Origin of the sequence: Cupriavidus numazuensis (assembly GCF_905397435.1) — a bacterium.
Lineage (GTDB): Bacteria > Pseudomonadota > Gammaproteobacteria > Burkholderiales > Burkholderiaceae > Cupriavidus > Cupriavidus numazuensis.
Genome location: NZ_CAJPVI010000046.1, coordinates 24,245 through 50,186, shown reverse-complemented (window position 1 = coordinate 50,186; position 25,942 = coordinate 24,245). Strand labels below are relative to the sequence as shown.

Annotated in this window: 19 protein-coding genes; 11 read left to right on the top strand and 8 right to left on the bottom strand. The window is 63.0% G+C overall.

Translation table 11 applies throughout. The features are described 5' to 3' along the window. Positions 1–130: 130 nt before the first annotated feature. The 7 genes from KHO41_RS29625 to KHO41_RS29595 form a co-directional block, all read right to left on the bottom strand. Positions 131–1,132 (bottom strand): HEAT repeat domain-containing protein, encoded by a 1,002-nt coding sequence (locus KHO41_RS29625; protein WP_211956804.1) that lies wholly within the window; start codon positions 1,130–1,132, stop codon positions 131–133. Beyond that, positions 1,129–1,998: an ABC transporter ATP-binding protein gene (locus KHO41_RS29620; protein ID WP_211956803.1), complete on the bottom strand. Its 870-nt coding sequence runs from the start codon at positions 1,996–1,998 to the stop codon at positions 1,129–1,131. The genes KHO41_RS29625 and KHO41_RS29620 overlap by 4 nt, the downstream gene beginning before the upstream one ends. Beyond that, positions 1,995–2,828 carry an ABC transporter permease gene (locus tag KHO41_RS29615; protein WP_211956802.1) on the bottom strand — a complete coding sequence of 278 codons (834 nt, stop codon included), beginning with the start codon at positions 2,826–2,828 and terminating at the stop codon, positions 1,995–1,997. The genes KHO41_RS29620 and KHO41_RS29615 overlap by 4 nt, the downstream gene beginning before the upstream one ends. Next, positions 2,825–4,249 (bottom strand): ABC transporter substrate-binding protein, encoded by a 1,425-nt coding sequence (locus KHO41_RS29610; RefSeq protein WP_211956801.1) that lies wholly within the window; start codon positions 4,247–4,249, stop codon positions 2,825–2,827. The genes KHO41_RS29615 and KHO41_RS29610 overlap by 4 nt, the downstream gene beginning before the upstream one ends. A gap of 47 nt (positions 4,250–4,296) precedes the next feature. Then, positions 4,297–4,542, bottom strand: coding sequence for a 4Fe-4S dicluster domain-containing protein (locus KHO41_RS29605; protein WP_211956800.1), 246 nt, complete (start codon positions 4,540–4,542; stop codon positions 4,297–4,299). Between the two features lie 9 nt (positions 4,543–4,551). Next, on the bottom strand, positions 4,552–6,321 hold the full coding sequence (locus KHO41_RS29600; protein WP_211956799.1) for a fumarate reductase/succinate dehydrogenase flavoprotein subunit: 1,770 nt from the start codon (positions 6,319–6,321) through the stop codon (positions 4,552–4,554). 139 nt (positions 6,322–6,460) lie between these two features. After that, positions 6,461–7,225, bottom strand: coding sequence for a GntR family transcriptional regulator (locus KHO41_RS29595; protein ID WP_211956798.1), 765 nt, complete (start codon positions 7,223–7,225; stop codon positions 6,461–6,463). 260 nt (positions 7,226–7,485) lie between these two features. Between KHO41_RS29595 and KHO41_RS29590 the strand changes: the two genes are divergently transcribed. From KHO41_RS29590 to KHO41_RS29570, 5 genes are all read left to right on the top strand, one after another. Next, positions 7,486–8,712, top strand: coding sequence for a cation:proton antiporter (locus tag KHO41_RS29590; protein WP_244874095.1), 1,227 nt, complete (start codon positions 7,486–7,488; stop codon positions 8,710–8,712). A 351-nt stretch (positions 8,713–9,063) separates the two neighbouring features. Further along, positions 9,064–9,348 (top strand): helix-turn-helix domain-containing protein, encoded by a 285-nt coding sequence (locus KHO41_RS29585; protein ID WP_376989775.1) that lies wholly within the window; start codon positions 9,064–9,066, stop codon positions 9,346–9,348. After that, the gene (locus tag KHO41_RS29580) at positions 9,348–10,679 is read left to right on the top strand and encodes a type II toxin-antitoxin system HipA family toxin (protein WP_211956796.1); all 1,332 of its coding nucleotides are present in this window, start codon (positions 9,348–9,350) and stop codon (positions 10,677–10,679) included. Before KHO41_RS29585 ends, KHO41_RS29580 begins: the two co-directional genes overlap by 1 nt. A 240-nt stretch (positions 10,680–10,919) precedes the next feature. Next, the gene (locus KHO41_RS29575; protein WP_211956795.1) at positions 10,920–11,174 is read left to right on the top strand and encodes a hypothetical protein; all 255 of its coding nucleotides are present in this window, start codon (positions 10,920–10,922) and stop codon (positions 11,172–11,174) included. Positions 11,175–11,418: 244 nt separating this feature from the next. Next, a complete protein-coding gene (locus tag KHO41_RS29570; protein WP_211956794.1) occupies positions 11,419–12,069 on the top strand; it encodes a Rossmann-fold NAD(P)-binding domain-containing protein in 651 nt (216 codons plus the stop codon). A gap of 159 nt (positions 12,070–12,228) precedes the next feature. On the opposite strand, the gene KHO41_RS29565 is transcribed toward KHO41_RS29570, so the two are convergent. Beyond that, positions 12,229–13,053 carry a BKACE family enzyme gene (locus KHO41_RS29565; protein ID WP_211956793.1) on the bottom strand — a complete coding sequence of 275 codons (825 nt, stop codon included), beginning with the start codon at positions 13,051–13,053 and terminating at the stop codon, positions 12,229–12,231. Positions 13,054–13,688: 635 nt separating this feature from the next. Here KHO41_RS29565 and KHO41_RS29560 point away from each other — a divergent pair. From KHO41_RS29560 to KHO41_RS29535, 6 genes are all read left to right on the top strand, one after another. Then, a complete protein-coding gene (locus KHO41_RS29560; protein ID WP_211956792.1) occupies positions 13,689–14,501 on the top strand; it encodes a phytanoyl-CoA dioxygenase family protein in 813 nt (270 codons plus the stop codon). A 72-nt stretch (positions 14,502–14,573) separates the two neighbouring features. Beyond that, the gene (locus KHO41_RS29555) at positions 14,574–15,065 is read left to right on the top strand and encodes a hypothetical protein (RefSeq protein ID WP_211956791.1); all 492 of its coding nucleotides are present in this window, start codon (positions 14,574–14,576) and stop codon (positions 15,063–15,065) included. A 51-nt stretch (positions 15,066–15,116) separates the two neighbouring features. Then, positions 15,117–15,803 carry a hypothetical protein gene (locus tag KHO41_RS41720; RefSeq protein ID WP_211956790.1) on the top strand — a complete coding sequence of 229 codons (687 nt, stop codon included), beginning with the start codon at positions 15,117–15,119 and terminating at the stop codon, positions 15,801–15,803. 8 nt (positions 15,804–15,811) lie between these two features. Further along, positions 15,812–16,867 carry a hypothetical protein gene (locus KHO41_RS29545; protein WP_211956789.1) on the top strand — a complete coding sequence of 352 codons (1,056 nt, stop codon included), beginning with the start codon at positions 15,812–15,814 and terminating at the stop codon, positions 16,865–16,867. 7 nt (positions 16,868–16,874) lie between these two features. Then, positions 16,875–24,956, top strand: coding sequence for an RHS repeat domain-containing protein (locus KHO41_RS29540; protein ID WP_211956788.1), 8,082 nt, complete (start codon positions 16,875–16,877; stop codon positions 24,954–24,956). Further along, the gene (locus tag KHO41_RS29535) at positions 24,953–25,888 is read left to right on the top strand and encodes a prenyltransferase/squalene oxidase repeat-containing protein (RefSeq protein WP_211956787.1); all 936 of its coding nucleotides are present in this window, start codon (positions 24,953–24,955) and stop codon (positions 25,886–25,888) included. The genes KHO41_RS29540 and KHO41_RS29535 overlap by 4 nt, the downstream gene beginning before the upstream one ends. Positions 25,889–25,942 lie beyond the last annotated feature (54 nt).

Genomic DNA, 25,942 nt, shown 5'->3' with positions numbered 1-25,942 from the left:
CGCCATCTACTGCTACCTCATCCGCATTTAGTGAGCTTCCAGGGGCGCGTACAACTGGCGAAATCGGCTGCAACGGCGGAACGCGCCGTATGTGGCTGACGTCGCGAGGACCGCGCCACACAGTGCCCACTTATCTGTCTGTGATGGACGGCGGATTCGTCGCGGCGGAGCGTTCCTGGATCTGGGCAATGGCGATGCGCGCGGATTTTCGCACCTCGGGGTCGCCATCCCGCAACGCGGCATCCAGGACCGCGAGCTCCTCGACGCCGCCTGCCTCCCCGAGCGCCAGGGCGGCCTCCTTGCGCACATTGCTGATCGGATACGTCAGCAGCCTCGCCAGCGCGCCGGCACTGGCGGGATCGCCCAGCCGTCCCAAGGCGCGTGCGGCTTGCAGCGTCACCTGCCAGTAGTCGTCGTCGAGCGCTGTCTCCAGCGCGACCCGCGCGGCCGCCTGCCTCAGCTTACCCAGCGTTGCAGCGGCTTCCTCGCGCACCTGCCAATGTTTGTCGCCAAGCGCCTGGAGCAGGGTGGGCAGCACGTCGTCGTTCGGAGCGAAGCCGAGCGCGCCGACGGCGGCCCGTCGCACATCCGCATTGCCGTCGTCGCGCGCGAGCGCTGCAAGGGCGGCTAGGGCAGGCTCATGGCGCAACCATCCGAGCACGCCGATCGCTTCGCGCCGTACCGTTGCCACCGGGTCAGCCAGTGCCGCGTGCGCAGGGCCGGCGCTGTCGGGCAGTCGCAATTCCCGCAGCGCACGTAGCAACGCGGCGCGGGCAGCGTCGCCAGCGCCCGCCAGGCGCGGCAGCAGGCGCAGGCCCAGCGTGGGCTGCTTGAGCGCCGACAGGCTGTTGGCAGCGGTCTCTCGGGTGGCGGCGTCTGGGTCGGCCAGCGCGTCGCATAGGGCGTCGATGGCTTCGGGTGTTTCCCAAGCAGAGAGGTATTCCGCCGCCGTACGCCGCACGTCGGCATCGGCATCCCGGCGCAAGGCCTGAAGCAGGAGCGGCAGTTGGGCTTCATCCTCGCTCTCGGCAGCGTCGATGACGGCCAGGCGGCGAACGGCAGGGTCGGCGTCGGAAAAGCGGGAATCGGCGAACGGGACACTGAAGGGAATTGCGGAAACGGAAACGGTCATGGGGCAGGAAAAGTCGGTGCGCTGACGCGCCCGTCGCCGAGCGGGCTAAGCCGTGGCGCGGGCAGGGTGGACTGGCGATGGCGCAGCAATGCCAGCAGGTGTCGCTTGATGGCGATGAACTCGGGCTCGGTGACCAGGTCGCGCGATTCGGCGCGCTCACGTGGTCGGGCAAACGGCACGTGCAAATCTTCGATGATGGTGCCGGGTCCGGGACTCATCACCAGGATGCGGTCGGCCAGGAACAGCGCTTCATCGATGTCATGCGTGACGAACACGACCGTGGGCCGGTACTCGCTCCACACGTCGAGCAGCAACGCCTGCATCATCGCGCGCGTTTGGGCGTCGAGCGCGCCGAAAGGTTCATCCATCAGCAGCACGCGCGGCCCGGTAATCATGGCCCGGGCGATCTCCGCGCGCTGCTGCATGCCGCCCGATAGCTGGGATGGGTAGCGATCGGCAAAAGCAGCCAGCCCCACGCGTTCAAGCAGCTCACGGCCGCGGCGGCGGCGTTCTTCTTTGCCGATGCCCTGCATCTTGAGACCGAAGCCGACGTTGTCGAGCGTCTTGCGCCACGGAAATAATGTGTGTTGCTGGAACACGATGCCGCGCGCGGGATCGGGGCCGTCAATCCTCGTGCCGTCCAGGGTCGCGCGGCCTTCAACCGGAACGATATGTCCGGCCAGTACGCCGAGCAAGGTCGACTTGCCGCAGCCCGAGGGGCCCAGGATGCAGACGAACTCGCCTGGCGCGATCGACACGTTGACGTCGCGCACCGCCGTGAAGCGCTGCGTACCGCTGCCCAGCGCGATGGACAGGGATTCGAGCGTGACGGCGCCTGGGCGGGTGACAAGGTCGGCAGTCGTCATCGCCCGCTCCCCGCTACCGCCAGCCAGGGCGTCGCGCGTTGCCCCGCCAGCCGCACCAGCGCGCTGCTGCCCATTCCGAGCATGCCAATCAGCAGCATGCCGACAATAATGTCGGGATAGCGTTGCACCGTGTACGACTCCCACGTGTAATAGCCAATGCCAAACTGGCCTGAAATCATCTCCGCCGTGACCAGGCAGAACCAGGACGTGCCCATGCCGATCGCCAGCCCGGTCACAATGCCCTGCGCCGCGCCGGGCAGCACGACCTCGCGCAGCACGGCGGCGCGTCCCGCGCCAAGGCTGCGCGCCGATGCCACCAGGCGCGGGTCGACCGACTCGGCGCCGTGGATCGCGCCCAGCAGGATCGGGAAGAACGCCCCGGTGAAGGTAATGAAGATCATCGACAGCTCGGACGACGGAAACATCAGAATCGCCAGCGGGATCCACGCGACGGCCGGGATCGGACGCAGCACTTCCAGCGGTGGCAGCAGGGCGACGCGCACCCATTGCGAGCGGCCGATCAGCAGGCCGAGCACCGTCGCGAGCAGCGCTGCGGACGCGTAGCCCCAGCCCACGCGCGACAGGCTGCTCGCCAGATGCCGGGCGAGCTTCGGGGATTGCAGCGGCGACCAGCCCGCGGCAAGCGTCTCGGCTGGCGTCGGCACGTTCTCGAACGTCACCACGCCAAGGTGCAGGCGATGCTGCGTGGCAAGGTGCCAGCACAACAGGCCGAACACCAGTGACGCCGCCTGCAATAGGGTGCGGGCAGGGCGCTTGTGCGAGGCAACTGGCGCTGCAGGCGCCGTGCGGGACAGCACATGGCTCGTCATCGCGGCTCCTGACGGGCGGCCAGTGTGACCGTTTGACGGGCGCCGGCAAAATCGACCACCTGCCCCCCATTCTGACTGGCCCAAGCCTGGGCGCGCGACTTCAGCAGGAAGGCGTTCAGGCGGCCATCCTTGTCGCGTGCGAACCAAGCCTGATTGCCCAGCAGCTTGATGCCGGACTCGCGGTCCTGCGCATAGAACGCACGAATCTCCTTGCCATCGCGCTGGAGGGCGGCCAGTGCCTGCAGGGCCGTCTCGGGCGACGCGTAGTTGCGCACGCGAGATTCTCCACGCACCCAGACCTGTGCCACGCGGTCGAACTTGTCGATGCGTTTGCCAGTCACCGCGTCGTTGGCTTTGAGTGGCAGCGCGGCGTAGTCGCGCAGCGCTGCCTCGTAGTCGAGCTTCTCGGCCTGGAACGCGGCGCGCAGGTAGCGATCATCGACGAACGCGTCGACGTCAAGGTCGCCATCGGCGCGTTTGAGCAGCTTGAGCGTTTCAAATGACGTCTGCACGGCCTTGCGGTACTCCGGCTTCCAGGTCAAGTCGCGCGTCTGCAGGCCGAGCGGACCATGGAACAGGTAGTTCACCTCCGGCTCCACACCGGTGACTTTTGCAATCAGCTCGCTGTATTTTTCCGGTTCAGCTGCGATCAAACGGTTCGCCTCGATCACCGCACGCAGGTAGGCGACAACGACTTCGGGGTACTTCTGCGCGTAGTCCCTTTGGACCAGCGACCCGTGGAACGTGGCCGCTTTGGCTTGCGAGCCGTCATAGATCTTGCGGGCGAAGCCGCGGTAGGGGAACAGTTCGGCGAATGGCACGAAATCGGCATGCGCTTCGATCTTGCGTGCTTGCAGCGCAGGGCCGGCGACCTCCGGAGCCTGGGTGATGATGTTGACGTCGCGCTCCGGATCCCAGCCCTGTGCAGCGATGGCGCGCAGCAGCATGCCGTGCGACGTCGACGCGAACGGCACCGAGATCGTCTTGCCCTTCAGTTCAGCCAGCGATTGCACCGGTGAGTCGACCGGCACCACGATGCCGTTGCCGCTACCTTGCGTGCTGCCCGACAACACGTTGATAAAGACGCTGCCCTTGCCCGCCTTCTGATTCGCCACGCCGTTGAGAATGCCCGGGAAGTCGGCCATCGATCCAAAGTCAAGCTTGCCAGCAACCATCTCGTTCGTGATCGGCGCGCCGCTGGTGAAGTTCTTCCACTGGATATCGTAGACGGCATCCTTGTACTTGCCATCGTGTGGCAGGTACTTCTCCAGCAGCTTCAGTTCGCGGATCAGCGCACCGCCGGTGGCGGTGTTGATCGTGGTGTCCTGCGTGCCGATGGCCACGCGGATGGTCTCCGCGCCAGCAGGATGGGCCGCAAGCAAGGCGGTGCTGGTGAGCGCGAACAACAGCGTTCTTTTCATGTCACTTTCCTTTGGATCAAGAGGAAGGGCGGGGGCTTCGTGCAGCTTCAGCGCAGCAAGTAGGGGATGTCGACGTGGACTGCGCCGGTCGGACAGTCGCGCTCGCACGGCATGCAGTACCAGCATTCGTCAAACTTCATGAACGCCTTGCCGGTGACCGGATCGACTGCGAGCAGATCCATTGGGCAGACATCGATGCAGACCGTGCAGCCCTTGTCGGCAATGCACTTGTCTTCGTCGATTGTCACGGGAACGCTGGAGCGCGCATGCGCATCGCGTGGAACCAGGGCCATGTTGTTCTCCTAGGCGGCTATGGTCTGTACGGTTTGCGGGATGGAAGCCGACGTGGTCGCGGCGGCTGGCGTCACGCGCAGGCGCGAGTAGGCCGAGCGTTCGTTGTCGTTGAGCGGCACCAGGTAGGGCTCGACCGGTCGCTTGAATGACGTCATCGTGCCGTCTTCCGCCTTCTTCAGATGGGCGTGGCAGAACCAGTCTGCGTCGTTGCGCTGGGGATAATCGACGCGGTAGTGGTACAGCCCCCAGCGGCTTTCCGTGCGGAACAGCGAAGCACGCGCTGCCATCTCGGCGCAATCGAGAATCACGGACACCTCGGCCGCACGCATGAGTTCGTGCGGGTTGGCGGCCGATACCTGCGACAGGTCTTCCCGGATCTCGCCGAAGCGCTGCAGCCCGATCTCCATGCGCCGCGTGACCTTCGGCGGCTGCAGGTAGTCATTAACGAAGCGGCGCAGCTTGTATTCGACCTGCGACGGCGCAAGACCGTGCTTGCGGTGCAGCGGGGCATACACGCGCGACTTTTCTGCTGCAACCTGTGCGGCATCGACAGCCGGAAGCTCAGTCGCGGCCGCCCGGTCAGCGGCATGTTCGCCCGCGAACCAGCCGTAGGTAAACGCGCCCAGCATGTAGTTGTGCGGCACCGCGGCCATGTCCCCTGCCGCATAGAGGCCTGGCACAGACGTGGCCGCGTGTTGGTCCACCCAGACGCCGGACGCGCTGTGGCCGCTGCAGAAGCCGATTTCCGAGATATGCATTTCAATCATCCGCGTGCGGTAGTCGTTGCCGCGCCGCGCATGAAAGCGTCCGCGGCTCGGGCGCTCATTGGTGTGGAGAATGGTCTCAATGGTCCGTATCGTTTCCTCGGCCAGGTGATCCAGCTTCAGGAACACCGGTCCATTGCCACTTTGCAGTTCCTGGTAGAACTCCCACATCATCTGGCCGCTCCAGTAGTCGCATTCGATGAAGCGCTCGCCACGGCCGTTGGCCGTGTAACCGCCCAGCGGGCCGGTGACGTAGGCACAGGCCGGGCCGTTGTAGTCCTTGATCAATGGGTTGATCTGAAAACACTCGAGATTCGCGAGTTCCGCGCCAGCGTGATAGGCCATGGCATAGCCATCCCCGGCGTTGGTCGGGTTCTCGTAGGTGCCCATCAGATAGCCCGAGGCCGGCAAGCCGAGCCGCCCGGCGGCGCCGCAGCAGAGGATCACGGCCTTGGCGCGCACGACATAGAAATCGGCCGTGCGGCAGTCGAATCCCATGATGCCGGCCGCCTCGCCCGACGGACCGGTCAGCACGCGCGTGGCGACAATGCGGTTAGTCACCTCCACGCGTGCGCGCTTGAGCTGGCGGTAGAGCACCTTCTTGACGTCGTGGCCCTCCGGCATCGGCAGCACATAGGCGCCCATATGGTGCACCTTGCGCACAGCATACTCGCCGGTCTCGTCCCTTTCGAACTTCACTCCCCAGCGGTCGAGTTCCTCGATGGTGCGAAAGCTATGGCGCGCATAGGCCAGCACGGTCGCCTGGTTGACGATGCCGTCGTTGGCCACCGTGATCTCCCGCGTGTACTGCTCCGGCGTGGCATGGCCCGGGATCACGGCGTTATTGAGTCCGTCCATGCCCATCGATATAGCGCCGCTGCGCTTGACGTGCGCCTTGTCGAGCAGCAGCACCCGAAGGGCAGGGTTGCGCTGCTTCGCTTTGATGGCCGCCATCGGGCCGGCAGTGCCGCCGCCAACGACAACGATGTCGTATTCGAGTTCGTGTGTCTGCATGATCCTTTGGGAGCGCGGAGTTGCCCGCCCAACTCGTTATAACAAGTTGGATCGATTGTAGAGGCGGCTCCATGCCGCACCAATGAATGGTTTCGCACATGCTTGTGCGCGGCGCGCATATGCGCCGCAGCGCGTCAGCTCAGCGGGGTTTCCGGGTGCTTTGCCGGTCGATCCGCAGACGGTACTGGAAGGTATCGCTGCGGAAATAGAGGAACTCGAAGTCGACAGGCCGGCCCGAGCGGTCGTGGGTCAGCCGTTCGATGCGCAGCAGCGGTGCACCTTCCCCGATCTCCAGAGCGCGTGCAAGCGGCCTGTCGGCCAGGACGGCATCAATGCCGAGGTCCGCCGAGCCGAGCGGCACCGCACAGTCGTTTTCCAGGATCAGGAAGACATCGCGCGTGATGAGGTCGGCGCGCTGTAGCTGGCGGCCGAGCGACTCCGGCAGGAACGTGATCTCGTACGAGACCGGCGCGCGATTGAGCAGCCGCACGCGGTGGATTTCCGTGACCGTCGTGCCTGGCTCGAGGTCGAGCCGGTGGGCCACGTCCGCGCGCGCCGGGACAAAATCGAACGACACGACGCGGTTGACGATCTCGTGCCCCATACGCGACATCGCCTCGGCGAATCCCTCGAGCGCCGTTACGTTCTGGAACGCCTTCGGCTGCGACACGAACGACCCCTTGCCATGCCGCTTGAAGATCAGGCCCTCGCGTTCGAGGTGGCTGAGGGCCTGGCGGATCGTGATGCGGCTGACGCCGAAGCGGTCCTGCAACTCGCTTTCGGAAGGCATTTGGCTGTGCGGCGGATGGCTGCCGTCCAGGATGCCGGCGCGCAGCGTGTCACGGATCCTGATGTAGAGCGGGACGGAATCGTCGTCAGCGAGAGAGGGGCGGCGGATGGACATGCGTATCGGACGTGGAGCGCGCAGCATTATAGTCCCGTCGCTCTTTTGGTTCCCGGCATGAGAAGCTGCGCGGTGACCAGCGGTCTGCTCTGTCTGTCTTCTACACCCTGCCGCTGGCTGCTCCGCTGGGCGAGACAGATCGCGCGAAGGACCTTCACGCAAGGTTAGGTCGCCACGGCCTCCCGCAACGTCCCCCGTCTGTATCATCGGCAGTTTGTATCGGTTGGGGGCGGCTGCCCCCGCATCGCAGCAGGAGCGCCATGAACCCGTCCGCCATATCTCCGATTGCGATCTTCTTTGTCCAGGCAAGCCTGGTTGTCGCCACGCCGTTGATCCTCTGGCGCACGTTCCGCCTGGGCGGCATCGTACCCCTGGTGGTAATGCAGATCGTTGGGGGCATTGTGCTGGGGCCGTCCTTGCTGGGCGCGCTCTGGCCGGAGCATTGGCACGCGCTGTTTGGCTCGGAAAGGTTGGCGTCATTGATGGGCCTGCAATGGCTGGCGGTAGTGCTATTTGCCTTTCTGTCTGGCCTGCATATCAGCGGCGCCGAAGCTACCGGGCTACGACGTATCGCGATCAGCGCTGCAGTCGGCTGCGTGACGGTCCCGTTCGTACTGGGCTTTGGAGCGGGCTGGGTGCTGAATGGCTGGCGACCGGCGTTGGCCGGTGAGCTGGCCACGCGTTGGCAGTTCGCGATCGCGGTGGGCGTGTCAATGGCAGTGACCGCGCTCCCGGTGCTTGGTGCCATTCTGCGCGAAATGCGGATGACCGATACGACTGCCGGCCGCCTCGCGCTGGCGTGCTCCGCGGTCAGCGATGCTGCGATCTGGGTCGTGCTGTCGTGCATCCTGGCCAGTACCGGGCAGGCAGCGCAGGATCCGCTGCGACTGGCAATCGGCGGTGCCATCTATGTGGCGGCCATGTTCGTCATCGTAAGGCCACTGTTAGCGCGCTGGCTGCCGACATTGCGCGCAGGCGACGCGCGGCTCGCGGCCGCGGTGGTGCTGATCTTTTCGTCTGCCTGCGTATCTGAACTGATCGGCCTGCACTACATCCTCGGCGGGTTTTTGGCGGGCGTGATCGTGCCGCACCACGTTGCCGCTGATCTCGAGGCCCGGCTCGAATCCACCACTGTGGTGGTGCTGATGCCGTTTTTCTTCCTGATGACGGGCCTGCGGACGGACCTCAATGCGGCCGGAAGCGATGCCGTGATGGTTTTTGCATTGACGACGGTCGTCGCCGTGATCGGCAAGATGGCGGGGACCGCATTGCCCGCGCGTTGGTCTGGCCTTGGGCGGCGCGATGCGTGGACGCTGGGCGCACTGGCCCAAACGAAAGGGTTGATGGAAGTGGTGGTTCTGGCGATCCTGCTGGAGAACCGGCTGATCAGCACCGCTGCCTTCTCTGGCCTGTTGCTAATGGCATTGGCTACCACAATGGTGGCGAAGCCGTTGACCCTGGCAGCGATGCGCCTGCGCGAGGATTGAACCGCCTCGGTGGGCTCAGCGACGGGCGCCCCGCGCCGCCTCCGGCGCTCCACTTTCTCTTGCGGCTTTCGGCCACCCACAAGCGTTTTCGAATTCGGCTAATAGTCGATATCATCGGCCGACGCGTAGTGAACCATGAAGCACTTACAGTGGATCGTAGTAATGCTATTGCATTGGTTTAATCGAATTCGTATCCGATAGTATTGGTTGCGCAGTCACTTCGCACGAGCATCCCTCCATCTACTATGGCATTGTTTTTGCCATGTATGCATTCCATAGCATGTGGTCTCGCTTGTCTGATGGCGCCTGATGACACATACTATAGAAGAGCTTCCATCGTAAACAAATGCCATGTCATTACTCTCGCAGTCGCAGTCCATGCGCAGTCGCCGCGGCATGACCATCGCCGAACTGAGCCGGATGATCGGTATGGCCGCGCAGAACCTCTCAACGATCCTGCAGGGGAAAAAGGATAGCCGGGCCTCGACATTCGAATCACTTGCCGCCGCCATGGATGCGGAGTGGGTGATGGTGCCCAAGGAGAAGCTGGCTGAAGTGCGCCAGGTTCTCGAAGGCAAAGGCAGCGGTCCAGATCGCACTGCCCGTTCCACACTGGATTACCTGCTGAGCCAATAATGAGCTTTGAACTGCACCCCCGGTACCTGGAGGTTCACCTTCATGGTCGGCTCTGCGGCTTCCTTTGTGAAGCGGGCGGGAATACCCGCTTTGTACCCACGGAAGAATACCGGGGTGACAACGATCGCTACACGCTCAGCTTGTCCATTACTCTGCCGACAGAGATTGGCCGGGAAGCCACGTCGGCAGTGTTCGACAACGCATTCCACCCCGCGATCTACAACACGGGCGGCGAGCTCCCCCCGTACTTTGCCGGGCTGCTGCCAGAGGGCGAGCTGCGCAAGCGCCTTGAGTCCACCCGAAAGAATCCTGAGGACAAGGACGATTTTGGCGTCCTGGCCTCCGCTGGCAACGATTTGCCGGGCGCCATCGTTGTGAAGCCGGCCGATGTCCGCGCCCTGCCGGAATACGTGCGCACCTACGGCGTGACGGGCGGCGCTGACAACCTCGAGATCGCGGTAGTCGAAGGCGCGACGGAAGGCGCGGCGTCGGTTTCGGGCGTCCAGAACAAGCTGGCGCTTTCGACGATGCGCAAGGGCGAGCGGTACACCCTCCCGACGAAGGGGAAGGTATCCGACATCATCGCCAAGCTGCCGGCGAAGAACGACGATTCCCAGGTGTTCAACGAATACGTGTCGATGCGTCTCGCAGCGGCGGCCGGTGTGAACATCGCCTCGATCCAGGTTCTGCCGATGTCGAGTATCGACGTGCCGGACCTCGCAGATTTGATGGGAGAGGGCTTGCATTACCTGGCGGTGGAGCGCTTCGATCGCGCTGCCGACGGTGGCCTGATCCACGCGGAGGACGGCTGCCAAATGCTCGGCCGGATGCCCAACCGGAAGTACGCCAAGCGTGAAGAGTACATTCGGCTCGTGGCGGCACTGTACCGGCTGAGCCCGAAGGGATTTGAGAACGTACGACAGTTCTTCCTGCGCCAGGCAGTGAATACGCTGATCGGCAATAGCGACGCGCATCTGAAGAACTTCTCGGTGATCTACCACGACCGGAAGCTGCCGGAGCTCTCGCCGGCCTACGACATCGTGTGCGTCGCTGCCTTGCCCAACTTCACGTCCTATGGCCAGAACGTAGCGATTGACGAGTTCCAGCGCAAGGAGACCCTGGCTCTGTATGAAGATATCGCGGACAAGGCCGGCATCCCCAAGCGGATCGCTACGGCCGCGGTCAAGGAGGCCGTGTCCATGGCCCACACGCATTGGCCAGATCTTCTGGAGAAGATGGGCGCATCGCAAGCGGTGCGCGACGTCATCGCCGAGCGGCTGGAGAACCTGCCGCTGGCCAAGGTCGGAAGGTCAACCAGGAAAGGTTCTTGATCCGTACCACGGCCCGATGCGGCCGTTGTCTCATCATCCCGCCGGCGCCGCCGTCATGGCACAGCCCGTAAGGGCTTGCCTTGACTTCGGTCAGGTGATTGTTGCGTAACGGGAAACCGTCTATTGCTGAGTTCGCTCTTTGTCACTCTGGGGAAAACCCTTATCTTTCAAACCATGCGATACCGCAACGCAGCAACTCCATAACAGGCGGGTCGCACCAAAAAAGAGAAAAGGGAAATCATGAACGCCACCCGCTACACCTTGATCGTCATCACAGCCATCGCCGCCGCCTTGTCGGCTGCCCCGGTTCTGGCTAACAGCACAAAGTTCGATCCCTACACCAGCGGTGCGCGGGCTGCGAAGTACGACGTCTACGTCGACGGCGCCAAGGCTGGCAAATTCAATCCCTACGCCGATGGTGCGAAGGCGGGCAAGTTCGATGTCAACTCCGACGGCGCTCGCTACGAGTTCTCGACCGACCACATGCCGCTGTGAGGCAACAAGCCCTGAGAATCGGGGCATCGCGATACGACAAAGGGTTACAAGGCTTGCGCCTGTAACCCTTTTCCTTTTCTGGCGTGCTGGACGCAGATTTGCCCTCGTCCAGCTAAGCTCAGGAATATAGAAAGGCCTGCGACCAGGATTCCCATGTTATGCGCCACCGCGCATAACATGGGAATCTCCGGCAACCTTCAGCATCAGCTTGACCGGATTGCCGATCATTACGGAGTTTCTGCCAATGGCAAATCGAACAGTCATCATCGCAGGCGCCACCGGCTTAATTGGCAGAGAGATTCTTCATGGGTTGTTGGCCGACGTAACGGTGGCCAAGGTACACAGCCTGGGCCGCAGGACACCTGGGGTTCAACATCCCAAACTCACAGCCCATGTCGTCGACTTTGGCGCCATACCTTCTCTGCCTGCTGCGGACGAGTTGTACCTTGCGCTTGGAACCACAATCAAAGTCGCCGGCAGCCAAGCTGCTTTCCGGGCCATCGACTACGATGCCAATCTTGCGGTGGCGAAGGCGGCATTGATCGCTGGCGTCAGGAGGTTGGGCTTGGTGAGCGCGATGGGAGCCGACGCCAACTCGAACGTTTTCTATAGCCGGGTGAAAGGGAGTCTCGAGAACGCGTTGACGCCGATGCCGTTTGAAGGTCTGGTCATTGCGCGCCCGTCTCTGCTTGTCGGGAATCGGGAGGCTGTAGGGCAGCCGACGCGGCCGGGCGAGCAGCTTGGATTGACGATCAGCAAGGCAGTCGGCTTCCTTATTCCCTCGAACTACAAGCCAATCGAGGCCGCTGACGTTGCGAAAGCTTTGCTGATTGAGGTGCCTCGCGCTACGGGCAAGACGGTGATGCTATCCGGCTCGATGCGCGCCACGAAGTGATTCGCCACTTTGCGTCAGCGAACAAGTCGTCATTGCGCAGCCGAGCGCGCACGTCGACGCTCCGAACGCTGCAGCCGGCGCCAATGTTGACAAGACGAAGAAGCAGAGGGCGTTGGTTGCCTTGGCGGCAAACATGGTGCGCATCGAGGAAACGCGCCGTCAACGCAGATTCATGATCTCGCGCGCCTGGGCCGCGGTCGCGACAGGGCGACCATACTCCTCGCAAAGCTCGGCAACCTGGCGTACCAGCGCAGCATTGGACGGGGCGAGCGTATCCTTGTCCAGCCGCACATTGTCTTCGAGCCCGGTGCGGCAGTGTCCCCCGAGTTCGAGCGACCAGCGGGCCATCGTTAGTTGATTTCGACCGATGCCGGCGCCGGTCCATGTGGCATCGGGCGAGAGGCGCTTGAGGGTACGAACGTAGAACTCAAGCACTTCGTGATCGACCGGCATGGCATTCTTGATGCCCATGACGAACTGGATGTGCAGGGGACCGACGATCGCGCCGGCCGCCTGCATGGCAGCGGCCTGGAAGATCATCGACAGGTCAAAGGCCTCGACCTCGGGTTTGATGCCGTAGGTTTTCATCTCGGCGGCGAGCCAGTTGACCAGGTCCGGCGGATTGTCATAGACGCGGGTCGGGAAATTGACCGAGCCGGTTGCCAGCGACGCCATGTCAGGCCGCAGCGAAAGCATGGCGCCTCTCTCATTGCCGGCGCCGGAGCGACCACCGGTGGACACCTGGGTGATCATGCCCGGCGCGTGCTTGCGAATGCCCTCCAGCACCCGGGCGAATCGATCGGGATCCGACGTGGGCGTTTCGTCATCGTTGCGCACGTGGAGATGAACCAGGGTCGCCCCGGCTTCGAATGCCGCCTGGGTCGATTCCACTTGCTCGCTCACTGTGATCGGCACAGCCGGATTGTCTTTCTTGCGCGGCAGTGATCCCGTGATCGCAACAGAAATGATGCAAGGCTTGCTCATGCTTGATTCCAGTAGATGAGACGGGGCCGACAGGGAGCCTCCAGGGCCACCGGCAAGGCGACCTCAGCGCCGGGTTGGCGCTGCGCCCCCTTCGTTAGTAGGGGTCGACCATTTGCATGCATCGTAGGGGCGGCTGCCTGGCTTCGTCCAATACTGATTGGGTCTCCAACAATACGGAAGGAGTATCGATTGACGTCAACGTCGCACGTCGATCGTGCCTGGGTAATCCGTGAACAGCCGTTCGACCGCGTTCAGCCATGTCATGGCGAGGTGGGCGTGAAGTGCATGTTGAATGGCGCAAGCCTGGCCAGCCGGTCCTGCACCGCAGGGTGCGGAAAACCTGACGTGAGCAATTTTTCATTGCTTGCCCATCCGCAACATCTAGCATTCTGAAATCGCCTGCGCCCGGTGCGTCGCAACCCTGATTCTCACGCGGAAAGCTGCGGATCATTTTCTCGTTGTCAGCGCACTGTTTCATCGACGTAACGAAGTAACGCCGCCGCAGATCAGATCTAGAAAGCCGTACGTTGCGCTTTGTTCTTGGCGCCATATAGTGACTCTGCCCGGCGAGATCAGCGTCTTCCCGATGCCCTGATCGCGGGACCATTCAACCCAGGAAATCGTGGGGGCGCGACATGAGGCGTGTATTCCGAGCGGCGGAGCATAACGAAACGTTTCTCACCGAGGGGGCCGTTCTCGCACAGCTGCTGACTGAAGAGGAAGTGCTTGAATTGCAGCGGTTTTACTGGAGTGAGGCACCATCCCCGGAGCTCGGGTTTCACGCAACGATGTTCAGTGACGATGCGCAATATCGCGCGCGCGTCGATGCAAAGATAAAAGAATATCTCGGTCCGCGCCTTGCGATGTTTCTTGATGACTATCGCTGCGTTGTCGGCAATTTTGTCGTCAAGGAGCATAGCCGTTCGGGCAGCGAGGTTTCGCTGCATCAGGACTGGACCTTCGTCGATGAGCGCTCGATGCGCTCGGTCAATGTCTGGTGCCCGCTCATCGACACCGACGCTTCGAACGGCGGGCAGTCGATCTTCAAAGGCAGCCACCGCATTGTCGACGTTCTGCGTGGTCCCTATTTTCCGAACCCGTTCGTGACGCATGCCGAGACGATTGTGGAAAAGTATCTGATGGACGTTCCACTGCGCGCAGGGCAGGCGATCATTTACGACCACGCTCTGGTTCATGCCACGCCACCGAACCGGAGCCGGCAGACGCGCGTTGCCGCGAACATGGTGCTGGTTCCGACCGAGGCGCAGCTGCTTCACTGCTATCTCGAGCCAGGTGCCCCGCGCGCCAGGCCCGAGCTGTTCGCCATTGACGACGACTTCTTCCTTCACAACAAGATCGGCGATCGGCCAGGCGGACGTTTCCTCGGCTATGTCGATCACGCCATTCCGACCCTCACCCTCGATCAGTTGCCGCTCGTCCCGGCGTGACGCAGTCCCGCCGGCTGTCGCACCCGGCGCCGGGGCAATTCTCCCAACGTTGCGACAAAGGAGTCGTACGCAATGACTAACGAGCAAATGGAAAACTTTCTCGCCCTCGGTGAGCAGTTGGGGCACAGCCGATCCCAACTCCAGGCGCGCGGTTCACAGACTTCCACGGTAACGGTGACAAGTATCGAGCAGCTTCGCGCCTTGGTGCGTCCGCGCAACCCGCAACATCTGCAAGACCGCGAAGGCGATATCTCGCAGCGTGCAGCGGGCAGGCCACGGACGCTTGCGGAACACATCGAATCGTATCTGTACGGCCAGGGCGAGCTGTCCACATCGCAAGTGACTGCGGCGAACAAGGGGCTGCCGGTAAACGTGCGCCTTGTGTCCGAGGACACCTTCACGATGCACCACGGCGAAACCGTGATCGGACCCAGTGCCGATCCCACCGTCTGGAACTACGGAACGCTGAATTTCTACAGCGATTCCGTTCTGACGGTGAAGAACACCTACTTCACCCTTAACGTGCAGAACCTGGTGATGCAATACGTGGACCCCAAACATTAGCCAGACCGAATTGAACGGGAGACTTTTATGCCTACCTATGGAATCGGAATCATGGGCGCGGTTCAGAATCCGCCGCCCAAGCCAGCAAAACAATCCCAGGGAAATACGCCGTCTCAGGCAAAGGAAGGTAAGTGCGTCTGGGGGGATTCGCACTGCATGCAAGACGGACAGAACGGCGGCGATGGGGCCATGGGCAACGCCGGAACGAACGGAACCAACGGCGTCCAGGGTCTCGGTGCGCTTGCTGCGGAACTCAATATCACCACCTTGACAGGCTTCCTCGTCGTGGCGTCGCAAGGCGGCCCCGGGCAGGATGGCGGTCAGGGAGGGGATGGCGCCGATGGCGGAAATGGTGGTCAGGGCGGCAACGGACCTGCGTGCCAGGCCGTGGGCTGTAACGCGGGCAACGGCGGCAACGGTGCCAACGGCGCCGCCGGCGGGAATGGTGGCAACGGCGGCAATGGCGGCAACGCGCAGAAGGTCACGATCAACATCCCATTGGCCGGAGGCGGCACGATCTCCACCAATCCGGTAGCCGGTATTGTCGGGCAAGGTGGTATCGGCGGCCTGGGCGGCAATGTGGGTGCGGGCGGAGAGCCGGGAACGCACGGATACGGCGGGCACGACGGGAAGCGGGGTTCGCCGGGCACGGCAGCGGGTGCGCGCGGAAACCCCGGCAATCCGGGCACCACGATGGGCAACATCGGCATCATTGCCGTTGTGCCGCCCCGCAGCTGACTGCCATCATGACGGAGCTGGGTGCAATCGCGATGGTGCCTTACACGGACCGTGTGTTTCGTGGGCTGTTCGGCGCCGTGGCATCACTTCTACCGGAGGGCGCTGTACGTGCGCGCCAGGTCGCAGAGATTCTGCTTCATCATCCTCCGGTCGACGCCGAAGCGGTGCACCCGCGCTCCGATCTCAACGTCAATGGCTCGCCGCTCCAGCTGCTGTTGTCGGCCAGGCAGGCACGTTGGGAAGCCCGCCTTATTGCGGATCCGGCGTTCCATGAAGCGGATCCGCTGGTGCGCTGGCGAAAGAGCCTCGGGGCGCTGGAGGCAACGCTGCGCGCGACAGGCGCGGAAGACCTGCGGGAACTGGTTCAACTGACGGCGAGAACGGTCGTACCCCAGGATGAACCGGCGCTGCGCCGGTATCCGACCGGCATGATCCGCCTGGCCGCGGGACTGACTTCGCGCGGCGCCGCAGTCTATATGGGGGCGCCGCATCATGCGGACCGTTGGGATGTGGCACGGAGATGGGCCGCTTGCGTGCTCGGCTCGGCGGACACGGCGTGCGCGCTGATCGGTCGGCTTGAGCCGAACGCGACAGTTTTCGGCATGGGTGTCGAAGGGGTGAACCGGCCGCACGCACGGGCGAAGCTGTACTGGCGATTGCGAAAAACGGCACCGATCAACGCGTTCGAAACGCCTTGGCTTGTCAGCCCCGCGATGACGCGCTTTCTCGCCGCCGTGCTTGGCAACAGGAGCGTACCCCTGAATGCGCTCACATTTTCCGCTGCCTTCGACGTCGCGGATGGCACGCTGAGGGATGTCAAGACCGATGTGTGCGTCGCGAACGCCGGTCTCGGCCTGCGCGATGCGCTGCATTGTGTCAACGAGCAAGCCGCACTGCTCGGCCTGTCGCCACCGCCGCTCGACGGATGCAGTGAGGTTCTCGAACAGCATCACGTCGATGTCGGTTGCCTGGGGCTGGGAAGCGACAGTGGCGGCACGCATCGCCTCAATATTTACCTGCACCAGCGAGACCCGGCCCCCACGATTCCCCGATCAGACAGGTAGTGACGCCATGAGCATCGAAACATCAGCCAATCCCATCGGCGTCGAGGAAGAATCGACCGTGCCGGAGCTACGGACGTTCCAGACGCTCGATAGCTCGATCGGGCGAATTTCCGAGAACGTCAATCTGTTTCGCGGCGACGTGACCCTCTCGCTGGCATTGCTGACGCTCGCGAATCGCGGCGGACTCGAGGTGGATGTCAGCCTGAACTACCAGAGCGACATTCTGTGGGAGGTGAACACCTGGAATCTCGAAAGTCCGACGTCGATCGTGGGTTTAGGCTGGCAGTTGCCCTACGAGATGATCCAGCTCGACATCCACAACTCGGTCTCACCATTCGACGACGCGTACTACCTCAGCAGCACCGACGGATCGCAAAGCCAGCTTCGCCTGACGTCGCAGACCGCTGATGTGTGGACGTTCGAGGCGGAAGATTTCGATTTCTCGACCATTCTCTACTACCCGAAGAAAGAGGTCTGGAAGATCACGGATACGTCCGGCCTGACTCGCATCTATGGTGCGGACGTTGCAGCGGGCGACAGCCCGGCAGCGCTGCGCAACGCGATCAAGTGGGGCGGGGTGGACGGCAACTGGACCGACAGCAGCGTCCAGCTTGGGCAAAGCAATTTCCCGATCAGCTGGAATCTCGCCCGTGTGCGCAATCAGTGGGGTGACGAGATCCAGTTCACCTACTCGCAATTCCCCGACGATGCGGTCCAGATCGGCGGACCCGGCGGGAACTACTTTACGCGCGCTTCCTATCTGACCAAGATCACCGACCCGGCGGGACGTATCGTCACGTTCCACTACGCGGCCAAGACTTACAACGACACGATCCGCGAATACGAGGCACCCCACGTCAGTCCCAATCCGGCCGGACCGTTCGCGTTCCAGGACCGATATGAAACCCGTTTCCTGGATAGCATCAACGTCAGCCAGAAGACCGCGGGTGTCGTGCGTGACCTGTTTACGATTCGCCTGGCCTACCTTGTCGAGAACCTCTCCGATCCGGCGACACCGGGGGACAAACGCTACCTGTACAAGCGGTATCTGGCCGGCATTACAACGGTCAACGCCGATGGCAAGTTCCTGCCCGGTTTGCAGTTCACGTATTGCGACGGCTCCCACGTGGAAGAAAACCATGCGAGGGTCCATCGCGGCGCGATCGAGAGCATCACCTTTCCCGACGGCGGGGTTGCGACCTACAAATACACCTGGCAGCCGGTGAGCAGCACCTCGCTCGACTGCACCATGCAGAGCACGGACCCGAACTGGATAGCAGGCGTCCCGCGCTTCTGGTTCGCGCCGGACTATCTGGTCATCACGTACTACGACGAAGTCAATTCCAACAAGCTGACCGTTGCCGTGTACGACTGGAACGGTCAGTGGCTCGTCTCGAAGCCCGTGGTCACGAATCTTCCGTACAGCCTCGACCTGGATTCGCTTCAGGTCAGTCTGCAGGCGGAGAACTTCACGGTCTCGTACCGCCTGACGGGTGCCGGCACGAACGGCGTGCTACAGACCTACGCCGTGCGTCGCGCCTTCGGCCAGTACGGGCGCTGGGAAGCCACGCAGCTGACGATGCCGGATCTGCTCGCAACCGATGCGCCGTACCAGGTGGTCTCCGGCGACGGATTCGTTGTCGCCGCCGCCATGGGTGTCTCGGAGCTCTACCGGTACACCTGGAATCCGCGCTCGAAGCACTGGGTGTCGAATCCCCTATACATTTCCACGGTACTCGCCGGCGAATGGGCGCTCGGCGCTGCGGACAACTTCTTCACGGTCTGCCAGTATCAGCCCGGCGCACCGCTATCGCTGTCGTTCTACTACTACGACGTGGCAACGCTCGCGTGGAACGACAATCTTCCTCCGCTCGACAGTCTTCCAGCCTATGTCTGGCAGAAGGACCTGCCGAAGCTCTCCTGGAGCCTCTCCGATACCTTTGCAACTGCCACATACATCACCAGTGCGAACTCGGTTCAGGAGACCTTCAACTACGAAGTTCGCATCTATCCGTGGGACATCCATTTTCAGGCATTGCCGTCACCGAATCCGATCATCGGTACGGACATTCCGGCGAGCACGCTGGAGCCGGTTGCGGTGTCGCTCGCCGACGGCAGCATGATTGGCAATGTGGGCAATCTGCGCCGGTTCGACGGCATCCAGTGGAATTCCGGCACGCTCGGGCAATTCGGTTCAGGCACGGACGTCGCGCAGTTTGCCTTCGGCGATGATCTGGCGGTCGGCATCAGCTCGGTCCAGGGTGTGATCGGCGTCTACAACTCCTACCAGGGCACGTTCACGCAAGTTCCGGTCGCCGCGGGATCAGGCGGCCCGGCTGCGCCGACCATCAACGCGCCCTACGTGACGGTGCGCAACCTGATCTATCAGCAGATGCCGACCGGCGATCTCAGGCTGCTGAATGAGCAACTGCCGCTGGATGCCGTGTCGGTCTCGAACCAGGCGCCGCTGTTTCTCGCCTATGGGCGCGCAGACGGCAGTTCGTTTGTGTGGACGATGAAGAACGGCGTACTGGCCGCGAATCCTGTACAGGTGCAAGGCAGCATCTTCCCGAGCAACGATGGGCCGGGTACGGACCTGACCGGAGCCTTTGCCTTCGCGACGTTCACCGGCGTCTCATTCGATGCCCCCAGCAGCATTACGCTGCACCGGATGCTGTTCCAGTCGTATTGCGGACCGATGTACAGCTATGTGGTGTCGTCGGTCGAAGTGACCGATGGCATGGGTGTCACATCGGGCTCGGTCTTCGATTACAACACCCCGGGGGCAACCGGAACCGTCAGTCCCTATGGCCTGTCGACACAGTTTTCCTGCGTGAAGGCTGCGATGGGCACGACGCAGCCAGGCACCGCGCCGTTCGGCTATTCGATATACCACTATTTCGACGGCATGAGTCCGCACCCGGATTCGGATACCACGCTGTATTCGATGCTGAACGGCCTGCTGCGGGAAGTCGACGGCTACGACAGTCGCGGCAATCAGGTGGCGCGCACCAGCAGAAGCTGGGACGTCGTCCGGACCGCCGTCAACGCTGCGACAGGCGCGACCGTCAATCTGATCGGCGGCTACGTACGGATGCGTCAGTCGACGGAAACCATCTTCGACGTCAATCCGATGTCGTTGCCGGCGCAGCCGCCGCTGGATGTTCCCACAACGCTCATTTATAACGACGCAAACGGCCAGCCACGCACGAAGCAGACCCAGTATTACGACGGCACGCTGGGCCAGCTTGTCCAGGTTCAGGAAAGCTACACGTTTGCCTATGAGAAGTATCCGGCCCTGGCCGCGCCGGACGTCAATCAGATTGCACCGTCGGTCCTCAAGACCGTCACGGTCGGCAACACCGTGACACAGATCGAAGCGACGACGTGGAGTACGGCAAATCCGGGTTCGATCTGGGCGCCCTACCGGCGGTACCGCGCATTGTCGGCCAGCGCGACCTTCACGCCGGACAACTGGAGCAACAAGACCGACCCCGATCCCCTGGCGTGGCGCAGGATGTGGCAGATCACCGCCCGCGACAGGCGGGGAGAGATTGCGGAATACATCGCTGCGGACGGGCGCTCCAACTCGGTGATCACCGATACCTCGCAGGAGCTGGTGCTCGCGGTGGCGGGCAACGCGAGCGTCGTGAAGCAGCAGGTTCTATCGCTGGGATTCGAGGTCTATGAGGACCTGACCGGGTGGACGCTGGCGGGCAGCGCAGCCAATCTTCCAGCCGCGATCCAGTCCGACGATTCGTTCACGGGATCCCGCGCCCTGGCCATGGGCGGGTCGGGTGTCGCCAACTCGTCGCCGCTGGCAAGGACCCTGACGGTCACGGAAACCGCGGGCCGTCAGTATGTCCTGTCCTGCTGGTTCAAGACGCCTGCCGGATTTGGAGCGCTTCCGGGTGTTGCCAACTGGACCGTCACCGGCACGGCAGCGGGAACCGTGACGGCAGATGTCCCCGACACGGAAGGCGCATGGCAAACGTTCTGCATGCTGTTCGATCTGGCGGCCAATGTTTCGCCGCAGAGCATCGCGCTGACGCTGACCAATACCAAGGCGGCAGCCGTCAAGGTCGACGATCTGCGCTTCTCGCCATCCCGCGCCGGATTTACCGCGAATGTCTATAGCCCGTCGTGGCTCGTGACGACCGCGTCGATGGAGAGCTCCAGCCGGACGACCCGAACCGTACGCGGCGACTTTGAGGAATTGCTTGCCTATGTCGACGCCGAGGAATCGATTGGCACGATCACGGATTCCTATCTCTCGCGCAGGGGAAACCTCGGCAGGTTCTCGGCTGCGGATCCGAACGCCAGGCTCGCGATAACGCCGCGTGAGTTCGCTTTCTATCAGAGCTTCAATCTTGGCGATATCTTCGAAGGGGACTGGAGCAGCACCGCGCAAGCCAAATGGTCAACGGGGAGCGGGAAGCTGATCCACAGTGCGGGCGCGCGCGACAGCATCTCCTATACCGGCTATCCGGAAGCAGCGGCAGGCATCAATGCCTTCGGTGCTTCGGTGCGGGCGACGCCGTCAGGCGCGGTAACGGCTGCCACTGGCATCGAAATCAGCACGGGATTCCAGATTGCGTGGAGTCCGCAAACGGCTGCGTGGACGTTGACGGACAGCGCGTCGAACACCACGGTAACGGCGAGCGTTCGCGCCTTGCTCGATGTGTCGTTTGCCATGTACGCCGCCAATCTGAACGCCAGCGTGCTGCCAACCGATTTCCCTTCGCTTTTTTCGGCTGCCGGGTTGCCGCTTGCACCGTTGTCTACCGTGACGGCGGTCGCGGCCAATGCCCAATGGCGCGTCAGTGACTCCGCCAGCACGCTGGTTTATTACCTCGTGCGTTCGCCATCGGACAACACCAGGATTCAGGTCGTGGCGTTTCCGCGGCAGTGGACCGTGATGGTGGTGGACAAGAATATTGCGCTGTTCGCCGATGGCGGCCGCGTGTTCAGTTATCGCGCGCCGACTGCGCCGGCGCGCAGCTTCGCGCTGTTCGCGACAGACGCGATTGGCTTCGACAACGCGCTCTTCTTCGCCGGTCACGAAGTGCAAGTCAGCTATCTCGATGGGGATGCGCGGGTGCGGCAGGAACTGGTCGTCTCGGGCACGCCGACGGCGCCGAACCAGTGGACCGCGAAGGCGACGATCTACGATGCGCTGGGGCGCGACGTCATCCATACCCAGGGCGCAACGCTGACGCCGACTGCAGCGACCTGGGGCGGTTACGAAGCGGACCTTGCGAGCTTCGACTGGTCGTCGATGCGGATCACCGGGCTGGTGAAGACGGACAACCCGCAGTCAGGCGACTATCCATACTGGCGCACGCGTTACGAGGACTCTCCGCTTGGACGCAAGGCGGAACTGGGCTTGCCCGGCAATGACTATGCGATCAATCCGGCGAACGTGCCCGCGCATACGGCGCGTTTCTATTACGGGCTGAATAACGGCACGCTGGGATCCACGGCGGGAAAGTACACACACACCACGACGGTGGACGCGAATGGCACCACAGCCATCGAGCTGACGGACGAGCGAAAGTCAACCGTCGCGAAGGCCATGCTGGCGAACCCGGGGGCCGCCAATCCGCAGTGGATCGCCACAATGCAGCAATTCGACGCATTCGCCAATCTCGTCACCTCCACCAGTCCGATGGGGTGGAGCGATACCTTCACCTACGACTATCTTGGCAATCCGATCACGGCCAACCGGGCCAATGAAGGCCAGACGCGGTCGATGTATGACTCGGCGGGGCGCCTCAGATTCCAGATGGATGCACGCGGAGCGGCAGCGGCATCGCCTTATATCAAGTACTGGAAATACGATGCGCTCTCGCGCGTCGCCGAGGAAGGCTGCAGCATACAGACGTGGCCCGGTACGCTGCCACAGCACGTGGATGACCAGAGTTTTCCGGCGGCGACACCGTCCAACCAGTATGGGTACGACTTCGAAGTCAACGAGGCCGGCACACCGGCGTCGATGATCGCAGCCGGAAAGCTGACGAAGATCATCAGTGCCAATGAGGTCGCCGTGCCGGGGACGACGGATCCTTTCGCGGCGACGGAATGCCTCTACTACGATATCTGGGCCGAAGTCATCCAGCATTCGATTTCGTTTGCCGGCAATGCGATCCCGTACGTCACGAACTACTCGTTCAACTATCAAGGAGAAATCGTCGAGATCTCGTACCCAGGCCCGACCGCGATGACGGCGCAGTATGAGCTGGACTCGATCGGGCGTGTCGCGACGATCAGCGTCGATGGCAACCGGTGCGTCGCGTACACCTACGACCAGAACGGAAAGGCTGTTACGGAAACGATGTTCGCTTCCGGCGGCCAGCAAGTGGGGGCGACGCGAATGCTGGAGTATGCGCCGCCGGGATGGCTGTCGGACACCGCCGGTACGGCATTCACGGAGTCGACGGTCTACGCACCGGCGAACGAGGGGGCGCCCGGATACTTCGATGGCTCGCCGACCCAGGCCATCACCGCGCCGCGCGGCTCCCGCGGGCAGATCACGGCCAACTACACCTACGATCCGCAAGGACGTGTGCAATCGGCGCAGTTCAATGCAGGTGCGGCAAGCGCCTTCAACTACGATGCGAATGGCAATATCAAGCAGGTCGGGGCGGCCACCAACGCCTATCAGGCCGCGACCAAAGACCTGGTGCAGGCGACACAGGCGCCCGGAAGCCACCGGACGTACCAGTATGACCCGGGCGGGGAACTGAAGGCCCGCATCTCCAGCGATACCCCAAGCGCCGGCCTCGCGCTCTCGTGGGACGGCTTCCGCGGCCTGCCGCTGCAAGCAGTGGTTGGCGCGGCTGGCACGCAATCGACCGTGAATGTCCGCTATGGCCATCGTGGGCGCCGTGTCCTGAAAGCGGTCGCAGCGGGCGGGCACCCGGCCAGCACGCTCTGCTACCTGCGCGGCGCCGGCGACGATGCGCTGGTCGAAGTCAGTTCGTCGGGGACATTGATCCAGTATGTGATGGGACCCGCCGGGCTGGTCCACTTCCGGCAGGACAGCAGCGAGTACTTCGTATCGAGAGACCGGCTCGGCTCGGTTCGCGCGGTCCTCGATGCTTCGGCGAATCTCGTCGCCGGACGCGACTACCTGCCGTATGGATTGGACAATGGCGCGGCCCTCGGCTCGAATCCGGACATCCTGCGCTACCGGTACCTGGCGCGCGAGCTGGAGGAGACCGGACTCTATGATTTCCGCGCGCGACTGTATGACGCGCTGCAAGCGCGCTTCATGTCGCCAGATTCGCAGCGGCAGTACCTCAGTCCCTACCTCTATGCGGGCAACAATCCCTTGCTGCTCACGGACCCGAACGGCAACTTCGCGTTTATCCCGCTGATCCTGGCCTTCCTCGCGGAGGCTGCGGAAATCATCGAGGTAATGACGGCTATCGGGGCCGGCGTCGGGCTCGTGACGGGTGTCGTGCAGGGCGCGGAAGCGATCGCGCAGAACGATCTCAGTGGCGCGGAGGCCGCGGGGGTCTTCTTTGGCACGGTGGTGCTCAGTACCGTCGGCGGCGGACTGAGCGGCGGCGCAGGCGCGGTGACCGGGGCACTGGTAGAGGGCGTCACGCTGGCCTCGGCCGCGGCGATTGCCGCGGGCGTCGTGGCGCAGGCCGCGCTTGCGTCCGCCCAGTCGGCCGCGCAAGCGGCACTGGTGGGGGACGATCCTGGCGACGCAGCATGGAAGAACGCTATCGCCGGCGGGACATCGTTCCTTGCCGGCAGCCTGGTGACCGCGGGTGTCAGCACCGCGCTTGAAAAGGCTGCTTTCGCGGCAACCTGGAAGGGAACTACCAAGAGCGTGATCACCGGTGCGACGTCCGGGGCGGCGGGCGGCGTGGTCGGCAGCAGCGTGACATCGGCGCTCAACGATGAGGATTCCAGCGTCGCATTCTCCGACGTCCTGCAGGGCATCGCCTTTGGCGTGCTGGGCGGTGTCTTTCCGGAAGTGGTCGCCTACAAGCTTGAAAAGCGGAACCTCCTTATCCAGCAACGGACACACGCCGCACAACAGTTTGAAGTCGATAGCGACCTTCACCCACTATGATCAGCGCCTGCGAAACTGCCATCGACAGAGGCGTTGCCTTCCTGCGCGAACGGCAACGCGCGTGGGGCGAGTTCGCCTGCCACAAGTTCACCAATGCGCAATTGCACGGCGAGGGCCGCCCCGATTCCTCGCCGTTTGCCACGACACTGGTGCTGCAATCGCTGAGCTTCGTCAGACACGCTTCGATTGACGGGATGCGATCGAAGGCGATCGGTTTCCTGCTCGATGAACGGGAAGAGCCCGGTGTCTGGCGCTACTGGTCCTCGCGTCACGGCGCTCCGATCGACCCCGACCTCGACGACACCTGCTGCGCTGCCTTTGCGCTGCGGCAGGCGGGCGTCGACGAGCAAAGGCTGATGTCCAATGTCCGCTGCATTCTTGACAACCGCCATGACAGCGGCCTGTTCAAGACCTGGCTGCGCCACGCCGACGCCGATAATGATGTCGACGGCGCGGTGAATGCGAATGTCCTGCTGTATCTAGGCGAACGTCCGGAGACGGTCGCGGCGCGCGATATCGTCATCGAAGCCATCCTTGCCGATCGCGAAGACGAAGCATCGTGGTACTACACCAGCCCGCTGGCGCTCTACTACATGGTGTCCCGGGCATACTTCCATGGCGTGACGGGCTTCCGCACATGCCGCGATGCGGTGATTGAGAAGACAAGGGTGCATGCGCGCGGGGCGTCCCAACAGCCGATGTCCGTAGCGCTTGCACTTTGCATCCTGGCGAACTTCGGCGTTCAGGACAGGGGTATCGCGGCAGGTATCGGTTTGCTCCTCCAGCAGCAAGACAGGGAAGGCGCATGGTCCAGGTCGGCGTTCTACAGAGGGCCTGAACCCCCGGAAGCGCATTCGGTCTGGTGGGGCTCGGAAGAACTCACCACGGCGCTGTGTGTCGAGGCGCTTGCCCGCTCGGCGGTAGCACGATGACGCGCACAGTGATTGCGTTCTCGGGATGCACGCCGGTTCGGCGGGAACCGATGC

Excerpts from the sequence above, each read along its gene's own strand:
- KHO41_RS29615 (WP_211956802.1), bottom strand. The coding sequence starts at position 2,828 with ATGACGAGCCATGTGCTGTCCCGCACGGCGCCTGCAGCGCCAGTTGCC.
- KHO41_RS29610 (WP_211956801.1), bottom strand. The coding sequence starts at position 4,249 with ATGAAAAGAACGCTGTTGTTCGCGCTCACCAGCACCGCCTTGCTTGCG.
- KHO41_RS29545 (WP_211956789.1), top strand. The coding sequence starts at position 15,812 with ATGACGGAGCTGGGTGCAATCGCGATGGTGCCTTACACGGACCGTGTG.
- KHO41_RS29575 (WP_211956795.1), top strand. The coding sequence starts at position 10,920 with ATGAACGCCACCCGCTACACCTTGATCGTCATCACAGCCATCGCCGCC.
- KHO41_RS29560 (WP_211956792.1), top strand. The coding sequence starts at position 13,689 with ATGAGGCGTGTATTCCGAGCGGCGGAGCATAACGAAACGTTTCTCACC.
- KHO41_RS41720 (WP_211956790.1), top strand. The coding sequence starts at position 15,117 with ATGGGCGCGGTTCAGAATCCGCCGCCCAAGCCAGCAAAACAATCCCAG.
- KHO41_RS29570 (WP_211956794.1), top strand. The coding sequence starts at position 11,419 with ATGGCAAATCGAACAGTCATCATCGCAGGCGCCACCGGCTTAATTGGC.
- KHO41_RS29540 (WP_211956788.1), top strand. The coding sequence starts at position 16,875 with ATGAGCATCGAAACATCAGCCAATCCCATCGGCGTCGAGGAAGAATCG.
- KHO41_RS29590 (WP_244874095.1), top strand. The coding sequence starts at position 7,486 with ATGAACCCGTCCGCCATATCTCCGATTGCGATCTTCTTTGTCCAGGCA.
- KHO41_RS29620 (WP_211956803.1), bottom strand. The coding sequence starts at position 1,998 with ATGACGACTGCCGACCTTGTCACCCGCCCAGGCGCCGTCACGCTCGAA.
- KHO41_RS29555 (WP_211956791.1), top strand. The coding sequence starts at position 14,574 with ATGACTAACGAGCAAATGGAAAACTTTCTCGCCCTCGGTGAGCAGTTG.
- KHO41_RS29605 (WP_211956800.1), bottom strand. The coding sequence starts at position 4,542 with ATGGCCCTGGTTCCACGCGATGCGCATGCGCGCTCCAGCGTTCCCGTG.
- KHO41_RS29595 (WP_211956798.1), bottom strand. The coding sequence starts at position 7,225 with ATGTCCATCCGCCGCCCCTCTCTCGCTGACGACGATTCCGTCCCGCTC.
- KHO41_RS29580 (WP_211956796.1), top strand. The coding sequence starts at position 9,348 with ATGAGCTTTGAACTGCACCCCCGGTACCTGGAGGTTCACCTTCATGGT.
- KHO41_RS29565 (WP_211956793.1), bottom strand. The coding sequence starts at position 13,053 with ATGAGCAAGCCTTGCATCATTTCTGTTGCGATCACGGGATCACTGCCG.
- KHO41_RS29535 (WP_211956787.1), top strand. The coding sequence starts at position 24,953 with ATGATCAGCGCCTGCGAAACTGCCATCGACAGAGGCGTTGCCTTCCTG.
- KHO41_RS29600 (WP_211956799.1), bottom strand. The coding sequence starts at position 6,321 with ATGCAGACACACGAACTCGAATACGACATCGTTGTCGTTGGCGGCGGC.
- KHO41_RS29585 (WP_376989775.1), top strand. The coding sequence starts at position 9,064 with ATGTCATTACTCTCGCAGTCGCAGTCCATGCGCAGTCGCCGCGGCATG.
- KHO41_RS29625 (WP_211956804.1), bottom strand. The coding sequence starts at position 1,132 with ATGACCGTTTCCGTTTCCGCAATTCCCTTCAGTGTCCCGTTCGCCGAT.